Genomic DNA, 15,015 nt, shown 5'->3' with positions numbered 1-15,015 from the left:
ACTGTATGCAACATAAAGAACAAATGTCCATATAGTTGTATACAACTTGCCAATCAGATCATGGCCGTCTATTCACGCTCCATCCTCCCGTCCCCTCAATAAACCTTGAAATACATCGCTTCGAGGCTGCGCTTTTCGCCCGCTAGTCTTTTTCAGGTACGGCGACAGGCGGTAACGTTGCCTTCTTCCTAATACATATAAAATATGCATAATGAAGTCATTCGAAATTCAGTTCGATAAAAGCAAGAACGCGGCCAATAAGTTGAAGCATCGCGGCATCAGCCTCGCTGAGACGGAGGCCGTGTTTTGTGACGAGCGAGCGTTGACGATGCAGGATGATGACCACGACGAGCAGCGATGGATCACCTTGGGGCTGGACGCCAGGGGTCGCTTGCTGGTGGTGGCTTACACCTATCGCGATCCGAATTTCGTTCGAATCATTTCAGCGCGCTCCGCCACGAAAAACGAGCGTCGCTGCTACCTGGAGGCTTGAGCAATGAAAGATGAATACGATTTCAGCAACGCCGGGCGCGGGGCGGTTGCGCCGGGCAAGGGCAAGACCCGCATCACCATCATGCTGGACGACGGGGTGATCGAGGCGGCTCGCGCGCTCGCGGAAAACGAGGGCTTTGGCTATCAGACGGTGATCAACAACACCCTGCGCCATGCCCTGCTCAGCAAGAAGGACAAACCCACGGAATTGGCACAGCTCAAAAAAGGGATCACCGGCTCAGACCTGAAAACCCTTGAGAAAAAGCTGTTGGACGCCGTCAGCGAAATCCAGCAAATGATGGAAACTGACGTTCGTCCCTGAGCGACTCAGGCAACCGGATACGCCCTAACCGGGCTCGATCAACCGTCCAAGCACCTGCTTCAAGTGCTCGTTGGCGGGCACCTGGATGCCGAACTCGCTCTGCAACAGTGCAATCAGCTCTTCGACCTCCGCGACCTCGCGCCGCTCGCTGTCGCGGCCCATCCGGTGGATCGCGAAGCTGCCATTGTTCAGCGTGCGCCGCCACCCCTCCCCGGTCCGAGCCACCATCAGCCTTTGGGCAAACGGCGAATCGGGAGAGGTCGAAACGTACCAGTTGCCGACGGCGTAATCGATGTCTTCCTGGCGCTGCAGATCGAAGGTGTACATCGGCCGCCATTCATCCTCGACCTTGGCGCGCAGCGTGTAGCCGTCCGCGTGCTGCTCGATGCGATAGGGTTCGTGAGGGGTGGACTGTTCGGCGGATGTATCGAGCAGCAGTGGACCGGTAGGCACCATTCCACCGAAACCGACATCGGTGATGTAGCGCACCTCGTCCAGGGTGACCAGGCTCAGGCGATGAGTGCGCGCTGTCCATGCGCCTTCCGGTTGGCCCATGACCACGCGGCCGGAGATGCCGTGAGCGTTGAACCCCAGTTGCTGAAGCAGGCAAAGAAACAGCTTGTTGAGTTCGTAGCAGTAGCCGCCGCGCCCCTGTTGCAGGACCTTGTGCTCGATGGAGGCCAGGTCGATGAGTACCGGTTCGCCCGACAGGGTGCTGAGGTTTTCGAACGGGAAGGCAGCGGTATGTCGCCGTTGCAGTTGGCGCAGGGTTTCAAGAGTAGGCGGCGGTGCCGTGTCGAAACCCAGGCGTTGCAGGTACAACGCGAGGTTGCTCGGGCGTATCTCACTCATTGCTCATTCCTTATGGGCGGCGATGGCGCCATGTATAAGGGAAAAAGCGCGGCGACCGACAATTGATTTCGCCAATTGCCTCTGCGGCCATCAGCGACGCTTGCGCGAGCTCAGTTGAATCCATGTCGGCGCATGGTCGCTGGCGTGCGGTTCATTGCGCACCCAGGCATCGACACCGGCCGCCTGCAAATAAGGACTCAGCGCCGGATTGAGCAGCAGATGGTCGATACGAAGTCCGGAATTTTTCTGCCAGTGTTGTCGGAAATAGTCCCAGAAGGTGTACAGCCGATCCTCGGGATACAGATGGCGCAAGGCGTCGGTCCAGCCCTGATCCAGCAACTGTTGATAGCACTCGCGACTTTGCGGTTGCAGCAGCGCATCCTTGAGCCAGGACCGAGGGTTGTAGATATCCAGGTCAGTCGGCACGACGTTGTAATCGCCGGCCAGCACCACCGGGTGCTCGCTACGCTGCAGGTCCTTGGCGTAAGCGATCAGCCGCTCGAACCACGCCAGCTTGTAATCGAACTTCGGACCCGGCTGCGGGTTGCCGTTGGGCAGGTACAGGCACCCCACCAGCACTCCATGCACCGCCGCTTCAATGTAGCGACTGTGGGTGTCGCTGTCGTCGCCCGGCAGACCCCGTCGGCTCTCCAGGGGCTGCGCGTCCCGCGCCAGGATCGCCACCCCGTTCCACGACGATTGCCCCTGCCAGATCGCACCGTAACCGGCGGCCTCGATCTCGGCCGCCGGGAACGCGCTGTCCACCGACTTGAGCTCCTGCAAACACGCGATGTCCGGTTTCTCCCGCTCCAGCCAGGCCAGCAAGTTTGGCAGCCGCGCACGCATGCCGTTGACGTTGAACGTTGCGATCCGCAATGGCTTCATGGGCCAGCGCTCCGTACAAGGTTGATGTGCGTATGACAGCTTCACCCTGCGCGGGTTGCGCTGGCGATTGCCGGTAAGGCATCACAGGCACCCCGTGCTCAATTGACCTGTCGAGAACGAACACCTGATGGACATCACCCTGCAAGGTCGCGCGATCAGCCTGCACCCACTGCAATACCACGACGCCGACGCCCTGGTCCGCGCCGCGGCCCGATGGTCGCAAGCGCAATTCGGTGCGCTTCAGCATCATTGACGACGAATGGCCACAGGTCCGGCAGAAGCTCGAACACCGCCTCCAGGAAGGCACCGCCCGCTGACCGGTGATGACCGCCCGTCATCCAGCCGGCACCAACCTCCCGTCCGGTCACACCAACATCACGTACCGACTCTTTTTTGGAGAAGCACCTGATGAACATCAAACTCACTTCATTGTTGCTGGCGAGCCTGTTGGCCACCTCGGGGATTGCATTTGCAGCCAGCGGTGACGGCGCGGATGCCAGCGGCACCAAATCCGGATCCACAGGCGGATCGACCATGGCGCCCAACAACAACCCCGGCGAACCTTCCGGCGGTAACAACGGGGGTGGTGCCGAGGGCAAGGGCAACAATGGCGGCTCGGGCACCTCGGGCGGCAGTTCCGGTGGAACGGGCGGAACCGGGGGCGCCAGCGGCTCGGGCGCGGGAGGTGGCACCGGGTCGTCGGGTGGTGGAACCGGCGGTGCCGGCGGCGGTACAGGCGGCTGATCGCCAACAGTCCCCGCGATGTGCAATCGCGGGGCTCGCCCGTTTCAGCGATCGGAGCGCATCAGTTCCCCGAAAGCGCCTTCAATCGACAATACCGCCGAACGGTTTCGCCCCTGGTGCTTGGCCTGATACAGCGCTGCGTCCGCACGCTCGATGAAGACTTCAGGGCTGTCCAGACGCGTCGGCACGAACGCATGACAGCCCAGGCTGACGGTCACATAACCACTTGGCGCGCCAATGTGGATGATATTGCGGGCCATGACACTGCGACGGATCTGCTCGGCGACCACCAAGGTCCCGTGGATGTCGGTGTCCGGCAGCAGCACCGCGAACTCCTCGCCGCCGTAGCGCACAGCCAGGTCGACGGGGCGATGGCAGCCACTTTTCACCGCACGCGCCACTTCTGCCAGGCAGTGATCCCCCGCCACATGACCGTAGGCATCGTTGTAACGTTTGAAATGGTCGATATCGAGCATGATCAGGCCCAGCGAGCTCGACTGGCGGATGTCACGGCTGAACTCGATCTCCAGCGCCCGCTCGAACAGACGGCGGTTGGCCAACCCGGTCAGGCTGTCATGGGTCGCGATCAGCTTGAGGTCCTCCTTGGCCTTGCGCAGATCCCTCTCGACCCGCTCCCCCACGCGCACCTGGCGCACGAACACCCACCCGAACAGGCCGATACCCAGGATGACCAGGGCCACAATCAGGCTGGACTGGAACGCCGTGTCGTACCAGCCCTTGAGAATCGAATCCCTGGACGAAGCCGCCGTCACCACCAGCGGGTAGGCGTCGAGCTGACGGTAGCCGTGCAGGCGCACGGCACCATCGAGCACCGAACGGATCATCGCGATGCCGGACATAGAGCCCGCCAGGTGCTTGCTGAAAATCTCGCCCTTGGCCAATGACTGGCCGATCTGCGACTCCACGAACGGCCGACGCGCCAGCAAGGTTCCATCGGTCAGCGCCAGTGCAATGGAGCCATCCTCATCGATGCTGAAACTTTTAAAAAACTGATCGAAGTACGACATCTTGATGCCGGCCAGCATCACGCCCTGGAACTGGCCATCCTTGTCGTTTACCCGCTTGGACACCGGAATGATCCACTCGCCGTTGATGCGGCTGCGAATCGCCGGACCGATGTGCGCTACGGACGACACGTTCTGCTGGTGATAAAGGAAATACTCGCGGTCCGCCACGCCTGGGCCACGAGGCAGATCCTCGAATGAAGTCACGATCCATTGGCCATTGCGATCGAACAGGAAGATCCCGTGCAACTGACTCAGCGCCTGCACCCGCCGCGCGAACGTTTTTTGCAGCAGGGCTTTCGGGAACCGATCGACACCGTCCATCTGAAGCCAGTCCGCCAGGCTGGTCAACACCAGATCGGCCTTCATGAACGTGTCTTCGGCCTGCTGTGCCACGGCACGCGTCAGGTTCGAGGACGCGGCTTCGGCCACCGCCAGGTCGTGACGGCGCGATTGCTCCAATTGCAAGTACAGCAAACCGCACAGGCACAGACACACCAGAGCGATAAACAGCACCGCAGCCTTGCGCAGGGGCAGCCTTTTAAGCGCAGTACCACTGGCGTGGCGCGGGTCGTCGTCGGAGATCGGCAAAAAAAAGCTCATCCTGCGGGGGCAAGGCGCGGGCGATAGGCCCGAAACCCTCAAAGGTGGCGAGCTTAGACGAGGTGGCGGTGCGGGGCAATTGTACTTCGGACGGACGTCACGCCGCGTTCGAAGATTCTGCTCATCGACCCACTATTGCCCTGCCAATGCCGCGTGCAGATTCAGCACGGGCACCGGCGAGGGCCGGTTCAACGCCCGCAATACGGGTGCATCGTAGCCGTACACGTCCGGCTTGAACGACACATGACCGTCACTGCCCAGGTCGACCGTCCAGTAAGCCAGCAACACGGGGACTTTCACCGGCAGCCGAATGTTCTCGGTCTTGCCATTGGCCAGCTGTTTCTGGATCCCGTCGCTGTTCCACTTGACCGGGTCGTTGAACAACAACTCCACCAGTTGCAGCGGATTTTCCACACGGATACAGCCGGAACTGGTCGCACGGACGGTCCTGGCAAACAACTCGCGATGCGGCGTGTCGTGAAGGTAAATCGCATAGTCGTTGGGGAAGCGGATCACCACCTGACCCAACGAGCTGTCACGCCCGGCGTCCTGGCGCAGGCTGAGCCCACGTGGATTGGCCCAATCGACGGTGGCCGGGTCCACTTCGTTGCCCTCGCGGTCGATCACGCGCATACGGTTGGCGGCGAGATAACCGGGATTGCTCTGGATCTTCGGCAGGACGTCTTCCTTGAGGATCGTCGGCGGTACGGTCCAGGTCGGGTTGAAGGTGATGTAGGAAATCTGCGCCTGGAAAATCGGCGTGTTGCGCGCCGCCTTGCCGACCTGAACCCGGGATCGCCAGATCGGCTGGCCATCGCGATACATTGCCACTTTATAACCGGCAATATCAACGATCACGAACGTGCCTTGCAGCTTGTACAGCAGCCAGCGTGCCCGTTCCATGTTGACCCGCACCTGATCGATACGTGCTTCAACGGGTACGTTCAACGCCGCCAGGGTATTCGCCCCGACCATGCCGTCCGCGCCCAGATATTGCTCGTCCTGATACTTTTTCACCGCCGCCGTCACGGCGCTGTCGTAACGGGTGCCATGGACCAGATGCGGATCAAGAAAGCCCGCCGCGACCAGCCGTGCGCGCAACTGCGCCACGGCCGGCTCGTCCATGCCAGGCTTGAGCGAATGATCCACCGTCACCTTCGGCCAGCCGCCCTGGTCCCGAACTTCGCGCAACTGGGCCAACGCCATGCGCATCCCTGCGTACACCGCCTCTTGAGGCGGCGCCAGCGCAAACGCCTTGGCCACATCGTGATCGTCCAACGCCGCAAAAAAACGGTTGAGGTCATCTCGAGGGTCGGCGCCCTCAGCATCGAAATTCCAATGAATGTCGAGCCGCGACGGATCGACCTTGCCGCGCCGCAACTGCAGCAGCGCGGTAATGAAGGTGTGAGTGGTCGCCAGGTCAAACGCCGCCCGCTGCTCGGGGGTGGCCGGCAGGGTGTGCAGCGCCATCCGGGAACGGATCAACTCATCGATGTGAAAGTCCGCCGGGTTTAAACCATCGGCCTCGGTCGCGTTGAGACTGGCGATCAGTTGATCGATATCGCTGTCCTGGGTCCAGGCGGCGCGATAGGCGCGGTGGGTGTAGAAATCCATGACCAGGCGGGTCACGTCCACGCGACGATGACGCGCCGACGTCAGCAAGGGTGGAAAGGCTGTTTGGAGAGGTTCAAGCGAGGCCTGGATCGCTTGGGCGACGTTGTCATCCGCTGCCGCCGGCAAAATGGAGTTTGCCGCCATTGGCACCTCGATCGGCGAAGTTTTACCGAGTGCAGTGCCGCTGATCAGAAAGACCATAAAAAATACGCGGCTTATGACGAATAACCTTGTTAAAAGCACCATGGATAATCCTTAATCTCCCGCATTCAACACCTGGCTTTCACCGCACTGCTAGACTCGAACTTAACATGATGAGACATCTCTATGGCGCTACTACGTTTTAGCCTGCTGCTGTCGGGCCTGCTGCTGACTGCAATGTTTGTACCGTCAGCCTACGCCGATTCACTGGCGGCCGCCCTCATCAAAGCGGCCCCGCAAGCTGACGCCAAGGTCATCAACCTCGCCGTCCGCGCCTCGCAATGCAGCATCGCTCAAGGCGCCGCTCCTGTCCAAAGACTTGCCGTGATTGATTATTCCCTGCCTTCGACCCAACAGCGCCTCTGGGTGTTCGATCTAAAGAAGCGCAAATTGCTGTTTCATGAACTGGTCGCCCACGGGCGCAACAGCGGCGAGAACATGGCCGTCAACTTTTCCAACCAGAACGAGAGTTTCGCCACCAGCCTCGGCCTGTATCGAACGCAACAAAGCTACGTCGGGCAGAACGGCTACTCGCTGCGCATGGAAGGCCTCGAACCTGGCTTCAACGACAACGCCTTCGACCGCGCCATCGTGATCCACGGCGCGCCCTACGTCAGCCCGGTGCTGGCGCGAGCCAACGGGCGTATCGGCCGAAGCCTGGGCTGCCCGGCCGTACGCCCGGCCATTGCGCACAAGCTGATTGATTCCATGAAGGGCGGGCAGTTGCTGTTTTCCTACTACCCGGATCAGCGCTGGTTGAAGTCTTCTTCCTATATCAATTGTGGAAGTGGGACGGTGGCGACGGCGGAGAAGGTGACGAGCAAGCGTTGAGATGCAGCCAGAATCGGATACACCTCGCGACAACCCACCGGCTACCGACGTAGCCTGAGGGTGTACCATGTTCAACCAACCCCAATGCCGAGGTAGCCATGACTGGCCTGTCGCTGGACCTTCCGGAAGATCTTTCCAACTCCCTTGCGGACCTTGCCAGAACCAATGGCCAGAGTGCGAGCTACCTGGCGATGGACGTGCTTCGTGATTACATCGAACACGAAAAAACGCTTAACGCGCAGATTGAGCAGGCCGTGAAGGAAGCCGACGAAGACCAATTCGCGAGCGATGCGCAGGTTGCCGCCATGCGTGCTCGGCGCTGGAGCAGGAATGCGAGTTGAGTGGCTGTAAAGAGCGCTCAAGAATCTGGAAGATGAAGCCAATTATATTGCGTTGGAAAATCCAAAGGCCGCAGATGAATTCTCTGATGCGATCTTCGCGAGCGTTGGCCATCTCGCACTATTCCCCGCGATGGGGCGGGAGGGCCGGATCAGAAACACGCGAGAATGGGCAGTGCCGAATTGGTCCTATTTGATACCGTACCGCGTGCTGGGTGAACGCGTGCAAATCCTGGGGGTTCCACACGAGGCAACGACCACGCTCCAAGTGGTGAGCGGAGCAAGGCAGCGAATCACTACCATTTCGCTCGCAACGAGAAAGAGACGCAAGACTGTGCTGAGCTGCGGCTGTCGACAAAACTGATGTGAACACGGTCAGTTCAGGGCTCTGCCCAAGGAACAGAATCCGCTAACGTGGCTGCACAAAGGGCCGCGATGTTAGAATACCGCCATATTCCCTTCGAGCTTCCGACGCTAATGTCATCCGCGAATCCCGATAAAACGCCCGTCTTCAGCCGGCGTTTTTCTGTTGCCCCCATGATGGATTGGGCGTAGTGCTCCCCCAAACCCCCAGACAGCTTGGCCACCGCGTTCCAACTTTTTCACTTTGTAGCAATTTCTAAGCAAGCTGCGATAAACGCCTGACAGGGGCACGGCCGGTACTGTGCCCATAGGCCCTCGGAACCGATCCTTGCCTGGGAAGGGGCGGTATTAGTCACCATCTCAGCTTTCGACTGCTACGCTGAAGCCTTCACGGAGGATTCGCGATGCCAAATTCAGACCTGCTCCCTTCACTGCTGTTCAAGCTCAATGAAAACCAACTCGCCCTAGAAGCAGCCATCATGGAGTTAACGCTTTGGGTTGAGCAGCGCGGTTCAGCCGACGTAGCAGTGAATGTACGCGGCGCTTTGGTTGCGATCGACAGGAATGAAGAATTTATCAAGATGACGCTAGCCGTGTTGATGACGGACGAACCACGACCGTAGGCTGATCGTTTCTGGTAATTCACATTCTTGCACCTGACTCGAAAAGTGGACGACAACAACTGGCGCCTGCAGTATTTCCATACGTAGCTCGCCAGGACGTCCCTTTGCCTGCCTGGCGACGATCAGATACTCAATACGATCAGTAAGGCTGCGTTTCGGCAAAAAAAAACGTGAAAAACCTGCATTTCAAGTAATCAGTCTCGACGCCGTCATCAAAGATAGGCACCATTCGGTGGGGAAAGCGTCAGAGGAATGGAGGTAGAAAAATGGAAGAGTCTTGGGATCAGCACCTTAACCTGGCACGCCCGTCCCCCGCCGTTCTTTACTAAGATATTATTTATATGCCGATCATCAAAAAACTTGTAATTAAAAGCTTCAAATCGATATGGCAAGACACGTTAGACCTTGGACAGATGAATGTTTTCATAGGCACTAATGGCGCTGGTAAAAGCAATCTACTCGAGGCGATTGCTATGCTGTCGTCCTCACTGGAAGGTGGCATCGACTATGAAAAATTGCACAAAAGGGGGGCAAGACTATCATCCTCCGCAATATTTCGAAGCGCATTCAGAAATAAAAACAGAACAAGCGCTTTTAAGTTATCGGCAGATATTGGCGAGCTAAGTTATTCAATAGACATAAATGCCGAAGGTGGCTTTCGATATTTAGCCGAGTCTGTTAAGCACAACAAAAAAGTAATTGGAGGTCGCTCCAATAATGGTGCGACGATTTTCGGACTTTCTTTAAAGTCGAAGATGGAGAATACGAAGGGAATTTTCCCTTATCTGGAAGCTTTCAAAAAAATTAACTCTGACACCGCTACTCACGATATTCTTGCACCTCTAGCATCTCTTGTTGAGTATGCTATTTTTTCTCCAACGACTCCAATATTACGTGGTGTAGAGACAGACTCTAGCGCCAAATCACCTCTAGGCCTATATGGAGGTCGGCTAGCTGACGCTTTGGCAGAGGTTATTAGTGATTTTCACCACACTAAAGACAAGACAGATCTTCTTTCTTTCTTCAAATTGATGAACTGGGTGCAGAGTTTCACAACGACTGACGAAACAGACGTAGAACTACTTTCTGGCCAGATCAACATCGCCGGTCGAAAAATCCGATATCAAGACAAATTCATGAAAACTAACTTTAACAAACTCTATGCTTATGATGTAAGCGAGGGTGCGCTATATGTAATTTTCATGTTGGTACTACTGATCCACAAGAACTCTCCAGACATACTTGCGCTCGACAACATTGACACCGCCTTGAACCCTGGACTTGTTAGAGACCTGATGGGCCAAGTTGCTAAAATTGTAAAGAAAAACCCTACCAAACAAGTTTTCCTTACAACTCACAACCCAAGTACATTAGATGCCCTGGATCTCTTCGATGAAACTCATAGACTATTCGTAGTCGAGCGGGATAAAGATGGACACACCAAAAGTCGTCGTATTGCGCCTCCGGAAGGCATGACGAAGTCAGAGTGGGAAGACAAATATTTCGGCATGAAGCTCTCTGAAATCTGGCTCTCGGGTGCTATTGGCGGCCTGCCTCAAGGATTCTAAATTGAAAAAATATCTTTTGGTCTCGGAAGGCCCCACGGATCACGTGGTTATCAAGGAAGTGGCGAAAAAGATTTCTTCAGAAATAGGCCAAACAATTGAGATTGTCGAGCTCTCCCCTCAACGAGATGCTACGAGCGGTACTTATCCAGCTCATGGCTGGAACGCTATCCAATCTTGGTGTAAAAAATTCAGCAATAAATCTTTAGAGTCTATGTCCCATCTCCCTCCGTCAGCCCAACGTTTCTTGCAACGACAAAACTGGAGGGCGCTCTTAGCATTTGACAATGCAAATGGCCTGTTGATCCAGCTTGATACAGACATCGCCCAAGATCTCAAGGACCTTAACGTCATTCAGCCAGGAGATTGCAGGAAAACGCATTGCAAGAATGCGGTATTAGCTTGGCTGAATGAGTCCGCAGAAGCAGATGGTCTTTATTTAGCGTTAACAGCGCATGCTCTGGAAACATGGATTCTTGCTACCCACGATCCGGCTGACCCCGTCTTCGATGATCTTCCTAAAGATTTCAATTATGAGCATATTGAGGATGTCGAGGACCGATTAATCAGCTTAGGCTACGCGTCCAGACTGAAACGTGGCAGACAACGCCTCAAGAAATCTCCATATATTATCTATGAGACTTATGCGAAAAGGATTACGGCAGATCTAGCCAACATCCGTGCCCGCTGTGAGGCGGCTGATGAGTTCTGTAAGCATTTAGAAGCGTAACCAAAATTGTAAACAACGAACTTTACAATAGCGCCTACAATAGAACACGAATGCACTCTCATTAGTCTATTTCAGCGCTAGCGTAAATACTCCAAGAAATACACCCATAGAAATATAGTTCTCAGCGCTTAACTCTATTGCGTCTATCGCTTGCCAAAAACTCCATCCATCGCACAGCAATTTGTTCATTTTTAGGACATTTCGACATCATACTTACTATACGATGTCGATCTACTCAAAATCAAAACCCTCATAATTCATCATCTACAGGAAACTTTCCACAGTTCATTAAGTTTTGTAGTGTAGCTAGGGCTAAGTAAATCCCTACGCATTCCCCACTCGGGGTCACTCGGCACACTGGCGGCGCGAAGCGTTCCCCTTCCCCACCTCCCGTTAATCTGGTCGAGCACCGCCATGACGCGGGTCGATTCGGACGGTTGAGAGAGGGCGAATAGATCATCAGTGTACTCACCTGGCTGACACAGGTTCATCAGCAATACCTCAGCCTTGCTGTAGTTGAATCCCGGGCGAAATACACGATCTAGCGCATCCACTGCCATCTTGGTTAGCAGACGCACATCGTCCGTTGGATAGGGTAGTTCTACTACCACACCATTTGCGTACTTGGCTTCCTCAGGGTTGAACATGCCGGTGCGAATGCTGACCCTGATTTTTTTGCACAGCGACTGTTGTGCCCTGAGCTTTTCCGAGGCTCGCATCACATAGGTGGCCACCGCTTCTTTGATCGGCGCTAACTCCTTCAGACGCTTGCCAAACATCCGGCTGCAGCAGATCTCCTGCTTCGGCGGATCCGGCTCCTCCAGCGCCAGGCAAGAGGTTCCAGCCAACTCTCGAGCCGTCTTCTCGATCACAACACTGAAGTGCTTACGCAGAGACCAGGCGTCGGCCTTGGCCAGATCCATCGCAGTCTTGATGCCCAATGAGTTCAGGTGCACTTTCATGCGCCTTCCCACGCCCCAGACTTCGCCCACGTCGGTGTTACGGAGCACCCAGTCGCGCTTTACCTGGTCACAGATGTTGACCACACCACCGGTCTGAGCTTGCAAGCGCTTGGCCGTGTGGTTGGCCAACTTGGCCAAAGTCTTTGTAGGGGCGATACCCACACCCACCGGGATACCAGTGCAGCGCAGGACCTGGCTGCGGATCTGTCGGCCGAGAGCGTCCAGACCGGCAATTCCGGACAAATCGGCGAAAGCCTCGTCGATGCTGTACACCTCAACGGCCGGCACCATCGATTCGATCAAGGTCATTACCCGTTCGCTCATGTCACCGTAGAGCGCGTAATTCGACGAGAAAGCAACGATACCGTGCTGCTTCAATTTGTGCTTGATCTGGAAATACGGCTCACCCATTTTCACGAAGGGCTTGGCGTCGTAGCTGCGCGCGATAACGCAGCCGTCGTTGTTCGACAACACCACGATCGGCACCTTGGCCAGGTCAGGGCGAAACACCCTCTCGCAGCTTGCGTAGAAACTGTTGCAGTCGATCAGACCGAACACAGGCGCAGGCTTAGACATGGCTGCGCACCGTGCCGGTAATCACCCCCCAGATCGACAGTTCGTCACTCTCCAAAATATATCGGGCCGGGTATTTCGGGTTTTCCGACAGTAGGACCACCTCTCTGCCGCGAATGCACAGCCGCTTGCAGACTGGATCGTTGTTGAGCAAAGCCACAACGATGTGGCCGTGGACCGGTTCAAGTGAGCGGTCCACTATCGCCAGATCGCCCTCAAAAATGCCGGCACCTTGCATGCTGTCACCGATGATCGACACCAAGTAGACGTGCGGCGCCCGGACATTCAGGACCTCATCCAGCGATATGTGCGCCTCAATGTGGTCAGCCGCCGGCGAAGGAAAACCCGCCGGCACTTGGAACAGGCAGAGCGGTAGCCTCCGGCCACCTTCGTTGATAGGACCTAAAATGGAATAGCTCATGACGCACGACTTCCGACACTGTACGAATATACAGTTAACTTTCAAAAAGCCTTGCGGTCAATTTATGTAGGAATAAATCTGATAGGTGGGTGGGCTATGTGCGGACGACTGTCACAGTACGATGGGATTCACGACTTCGTGGCAGCGCTGAGCATGCCAAACGCGCTGGTAAGTCATGTTAGCGATCAACCGTTCCAACGCTACAACGCCGCGCCCACCACTCAGCTCGCTATTTTCCATCAGGAAGGCGAATACCTGCACGCCGACATGGTGCGTTGGGGATGGCGTCCGCACTGGGCCAAGGACCGCGCCGCACCGATCAACGCTCGGGTCGAGAAAGTCGCCCACGGCCCATTCTTTCGCGCGATCTGGCCGCACCGAGCAATCATCGCGATCAACAACTGGTTTGAATGGGTCGACGAAGGCGGCCCCAAGAAACAGCCCTACCTAATTCGCAGGAGCGACCGAGCGCCAATCCTCTGTGCTGCCATAGGCCAATACCCGAACGCCGATCATGAGCCTGGTGAGCACGATGGCTTTGTGATCATCACCGCCGACAGTGTCGGCGGCATGGTGGATATTCATGACCGGCGACCGGTCACTTTGTCACCAGAGCTTGCCAGAGAGTGGCTGGACCCCGCTACACCCAAGGAGCGTGCCGAGCAGATGGTCCTGCTGCAGGGCGAACCCACGGAGGCTTTCGAATGGTTCAAAGTGGATAAAGCGATCGGCAATGTCCGTAATCAGGGTATACATTTGATCGAACCGGTTGGGGAAATTGGCGTAGGCGGCTAAGACACCCCATTGCTGGGGATGACCTTATTAAGACATCCAATACATGACAAGCAGCACCGCAGAAACCCACCCGATTGTCATGACTATCGAATAGCCTAGAAGCTGCTTATCCATGTCGTGTTGTCACTGATTATAATCGACCAGATTGCGCTTTATGTGCGACTCCAGCAAGGCTGGCGGAAAGCCACCAAGCCGCTTTATTCCGCACATTTCCAGCCGCTCGCCGATTAAAAAAGCCCACCCAATGCCGCCGGCACCCAATTCAAGATCACCAGCTCACCACTGACATCAGCTTTTCCCTGTCGCTGGTTGGTGTTGCAGTAACGGATGTCCAAGGTTTCGAAATGAAAGCCCTCGAACACGCGACGAATGTCCGGATGGTCGTTGATGCTGACCATCACTTTGCCTTTGCACCGGCGCATGAAGTCAGCCATCCGCTCGTAGTTTTCGAATGGAAAGTCCACGCCATAGCCGGCGGTTTGCCAGTAAGGCGGGTCCATGTAGTGAAAGGTATGGGCGCGGTCATAGCGTTCCGCGCACTCAAGCCAGGGGAGGTTTTCGACGTAGGTGCCAGATAACCGTTGCCACGCAGCCGAGAGGTTTTCTTCAATGCGCAGCAGGTTGATGGCCGGGCCAGTGGTCGCGGTACCGAACGTCTGCCCGGTGGCCTTGCCGGCGAAGGCATGGTGCTGCAGGTAGAAGAATCGGGCGGCGCGCTGGATGTCGGTGAGGGTTTCAGGGCGAGTCATTTTCTGCCACTCGAACACCTGGCGTGAGCTGAGCGCCCATTTGAACTGGCGCACGAATTCTTCCAAGTGGTTCTGCACGACGCGGTACAGCGTGACCAGGTCGCCGTTGATGTCGTTGAGGACTTCGACGGGCGCAGCCTGGGGTCGCATGAAGTAAAGCGCGGCGCCGCCGGCAAAGACTTCAACGTAGCATCCGTGTGGCGGAAAAAGCGGAATAAGGCGATCGGCCAGGCGGCGTTTGCCGCCCATCCAAGGGATGATGGGTGTGGACATGAAAGCAAGACCTTTACTGTATGGATAAACAGATGCTAGGCTCGCCGCGCTTCG

At 56.5% G+C, this 15,015-nt stretch carries 17 protein-coding genes and 2 pseudogenes; 12 read left to right on the top strand and 7 right to left on the bottom strand.

The annotated features are described in order from the left end of the window. Positions 1–211 precede the first annotated feature (211 nt). Complete coding sequence (locus tag QIW53_RS13570; protein WP_371050107.1) at positions 212–493, top strand: BrnT family toxin; 282 nt, start codon at positions 212–214, stop codon at positions 491–493. Between the two features lie 3 nt (positions 494–496). Then, positions 497–814 (top strand): BrnA antitoxin family protein, encoded by a 318-nt coding sequence (locus QIW53_RS13565; RefSeq protein ID WP_371050106.1) that lies wholly within the window; start codon positions 497–499, stop codon positions 812–814. Positions 815–838: 24 nt separating this feature from the next. On the opposite strand, the gene QIW53_RS13560 is transcribed toward QIW53_RS13565, so the two are convergent. Beyond that, positions 839–1,666 carry an arylamine N-acetyltransferase family protein gene (locus tag QIW53_RS13560; RefSeq protein ID WP_371050105.1) on the bottom strand — a complete coding sequence of 276 codons (828 nt, stop codon included), beginning with the start codon at positions 1,664–1,666 and terminating at the stop codon, positions 839–841. Between the two features lie 90 nt (positions 1,667–1,756). Further along, complete coding sequence (locus tag QIW53_RS13555) at positions 1,757–2,551, bottom strand: exodeoxyribonuclease III (RefSeq protein ID WP_371050104.1); 795 nt, start codon at positions 2,549–2,551, stop codon at positions 1,757–1,759. Positions 2,552–2,678: 127 nt separating this feature from the next. Here QIW53_RS13555 and QIW53_RS13550 point away from each other — a divergent pair, with 127 nt between their 5' ends. From QIW53_RS13550 to QIW53_RS13540, 3 genes and pseudogenes are all read left to right on the top strand, one after another. Beyond that, on the top strand, positions 2,679–2,804 hold the full coding sequence (locus QIW53_RS13550; protein WP_371050103.1) for a hypothetical protein: 126 nt from the start codon (positions 2,679–2,681) through the stop codon (positions 2,802–2,804). Beyond that, positions 2,761–2,868 (top strand): annotated as a pseudogene (locus tag QIW53_RS13545) (GNAT family N-acetyltransferase); the annotation flags it as partial. The gene QIW53_RS13550 and the pseudogene QIW53_RS13545, both read left to right, overlap by 44 nt. Before the next feature lie 88 nt (positions 2,869–2,956). Beyond that, a complete protein-coding gene (locus QIW53_RS13540) occupies positions 2,957–3,295 on the top strand; it encodes a hypothetical protein (RefSeq protein ID WP_371050145.1) in 339 nt (112 codons plus the stop codon). 44 nt (positions 3,296–3,339) lie between these two features. On the opposite strand, the gene QIW53_RS13535 is transcribed toward QIW53_RS13540, so the two are convergent. Together QIW53_RS13535 and QIW53_RS13530 are read right to left on the bottom strand one after the other, a co-directional pair. Next, positions 3,340–4,911, bottom strand: coding sequence for a sensor domain-containing diguanylate cyclase (locus tag QIW53_RS13535; RefSeq protein ID WP_371050102.1), 1,572 nt, complete (start codon positions 4,909–4,911; stop codon positions 3,340–3,342). A 144-nt stretch (positions 4,912–5,055) separates the two neighbouring features. Then, on the bottom strand, positions 5,056–6,783 hold the full coding sequence (locus QIW53_RS13530; protein ID WP_371050101.1) for a L,D-transpeptidase family protein: 1,728 nt from the start codon (positions 6,781–6,783) through the stop codon (positions 5,056–5,058). A gap of 81 nt (positions 6,784–6,864) precedes the next feature. On the opposite strand from QIW53_RS13530, the gene QIW53_RS13525 reads away from it, so the two are divergent. The 6 genes and pseudogenes from QIW53_RS13525 to QIW53_RS13500 all read left to right on the top strand — a co-directional run bounded on the left by QIW53_RS13525 (position 6,865) and on the right by QIW53_RS13500 (position 11,188). Beyond that, on the top strand, positions 6,865–7,569 hold the full coding sequence (locus QIW53_RS13525) for a murein L,D-transpeptidase catalytic domain family protein (RefSeq protein ID WP_371050100.1): 705 nt from the start codon (positions 6,865–6,867) through the stop codon (positions 7,567–7,569). Between the two features lie 98 nt (positions 7,570–7,667). Further along, a complete protein-coding gene (locus QIW53_RS13520; protein WP_371050099.1) occupies positions 7,668–7,910 on the top strand; it encodes a CopG family transcriptional regulator in 243 nt (80 codons plus the stop codon). Between the two features lie 25 nt (positions 7,911–7,935). Then, a pseudogene (locus tag QIW53_RS13515) lies at positions 7,936–8,182 on the top strand (type II toxin-antitoxin system RelE/ParE family toxin). Positions 8,183–8,674: 492 nt separating this feature from the next. Continuing rightward, positions 8,675–8,893, top strand: coding sequence for a hypothetical protein (locus tag QIW53_RS13510; RefSeq protein ID WP_371050098.1), 219 nt, complete (start codon positions 8,675–8,677; stop codon positions 8,891–8,893). A gap of 341 nt (positions 8,894–9,234) precedes the next feature. Next, positions 9,235–10,461 carry an AAA family ATPase gene (locus QIW53_RS13505; protein WP_371050097.1) on the top strand — a complete coding sequence of 409 codons (1,227 nt, stop codon included), beginning with the start codon at positions 9,235–9,237 and terminating at the stop codon, positions 10,459–10,461. A gap of 1 nt (position 10,462) precedes the next feature. Continuing rightward, positions 10,463–11,188: a hypothetical protein gene (locus QIW53_RS13500; protein WP_371050096.1), complete on the top strand. Its 726-nt coding sequence runs from the start codon at positions 10,463–10,465 to the stop codon at positions 11,186–11,188. Positions 11,189–11,448: 260 nt separating this feature from the next. Here QIW53_RS13500 and umuC read toward each other — a convergent pair whose 3' ends face one another. Further along, on the bottom strand, positions 11,449–12,726 hold the full coding sequence (umuC, locus tag QIW53_RS13495) for a translesion error-prone DNA polymerase V subunit UmuC (protein WP_371050095.1): 1,278 nt from the start codon (positions 12,724–12,726) through the stop codon (positions 11,449–11,451). After that, a complete protein-coding gene (locus QIW53_RS13490) occupies positions 12,719–13,144 on the bottom strand; it encodes a LexA family protein (protein ID WP_371050094.1) in 426 nt (141 codons plus the stop codon). Before QIW53_RS13490 ends, umuC begins: the two co-directional genes overlap by 8 nt. 96 nt (positions 13,145–13,240) lie before the next feature. Here QIW53_RS13490 and QIW53_RS13485 point away from each other — a divergent pair, with 96 nt between their 5' ends. Further along, complete coding sequence (locus QIW53_RS13485) at positions 13,241–13,939, top strand: SOS response-associated peptidase (RefSeq protein ID WP_371050093.1); 699 nt, start codon at positions 13,241–13,243, stop codon at positions 13,937–13,939. Between the two features lie 227 nt (positions 13,940–14,166). On the opposite strand, the gene QIW53_RS13480 is transcribed toward QIW53_RS13485, so the two are convergent. Next, entirely contained in the window at positions 14,167–14,961 is a 795-nt protein-coding gene (locus QIW53_RS13480; protein WP_371050092.1) for a DNA adenine methylase, read from the bottom strand. Between the last annotated feature and the right edge of the window lie 54 nt (positions 14,962–15,015).

The organism is Pseudomonas fluorescens (assembly GCF_041354075.1).
Taxonomy (GTDB): Bacteria; Pseudomonadota; Gammaproteobacteria; order Pseudomonadales; family Pseudomonadaceae; genus Aquipseudomonas; species Aquipseudomonas fluorescens_CE.
This window is presented reverse-complemented; position numbering and strand designations above follow the sequence as displayed.

What these genes read in the sequence shown, in the direction of transcription:
- QIW53_RS13570 (WP_371050107.1), top strand. Translation starts at nt 212, where the DNA reads ATGAAGTCATTCGAAATTCAGTTCGATAAAAGCAAGAACGCGGCCAAT.
- QIW53_RS13565 (WP_371050106.1), top strand. Translation starts at nt 497, where the DNA reads ATGAAAGATGAATACGATTTCAGCAACGCCGGGCGCGGGGCGGTTGCG.
- QIW53_RS13560 (WP_371050105.1), bottom strand. Translation starts at nt 1,666, where the DNA reads ATGAGTGAGATACGCCCGAGCAACCTCGCGTTGTACCTGCAACGCCTG.
- QIW53_RS13555 (WP_371050104.1), bottom strand. Translation starts at nt 2,551, where the DNA reads ATGAAGCCATTGCGGATCGCAACGTTCAACGTCAACGGCATGCGTGCG.
- QIW53_RS13550 (WP_371050103.1), top strand. Translation starts at nt 2,679, where the DNA reads ATGGACATCACCCTGCAAGGTCGCGCGATCAGCCTGCACCCACTGCAA.
- QIW53_RS13530 (WP_371050101.1), bottom strand. Translation starts at nt 6,783, where the DNA reads ATGGTGCTTTTAACAAGGTTATTCGTCATAAGCCGCGTATTTTTTATG.
- QIW53_RS13525 (WP_371050100.1), top strand. Translation starts at nt 6,865, where the DNA reads ATGGCGCTACTACGTTTTAGCCTGCTGCTGTCGGGCCTGCTGCTGACT.
- QIW53_RS13520 (WP_371050099.1), top strand. Translation starts at nt 7,668, where the DNA reads ATGACTGGCCTGTCGCTGGACCTTCCGGAAGATCTTTCCAACTCCCTT.
- QIW53_RS13510 (WP_371050098.1), top strand. Translation starts at nt 8,675, where the DNA reads ATGCCAAATTCAGACCTGCTCCCTTCACTGCTGTTCAAGCTCAATGAA.
- QIW53_RS13505 (WP_371050097.1), top strand. Translation starts at nt 9,235, where the DNA reads ATGCCGATCATCAAAAAACTTGTAATTAAAAGCTTCAAATCGATATGG.
- umuC (WP_371050095.1), bottom strand. Translation starts at nt 12,726, where the DNA reads ATGTCTAAGCCTGCGCCTGTGTTCGGTCTGATCGACTGCAACAGTTTC.
- QIW53_RS13490 (WP_371050094.1), bottom strand. Translation starts at nt 13,144, where the DNA reads ATGAGCTATTCCATTTTAGGTCCTATCAACGAAGGTGGCCGGAGGCTA.
- QIW53_RS13485 (WP_371050093.1), top strand. Translation starts at nt 13,241, where the DNA reads ATGTGCGGACGACTGTCACAGTACGATGGGATTCACGACTTCGTGGCA.
- QIW53_RS13480 (WP_371050092.1), bottom strand. Translation starts at nt 14,961, where the DNA reads ATGTCCACACCCATCATCCCTTGGATGGGCGGCAAACGCCGCCTGGCC.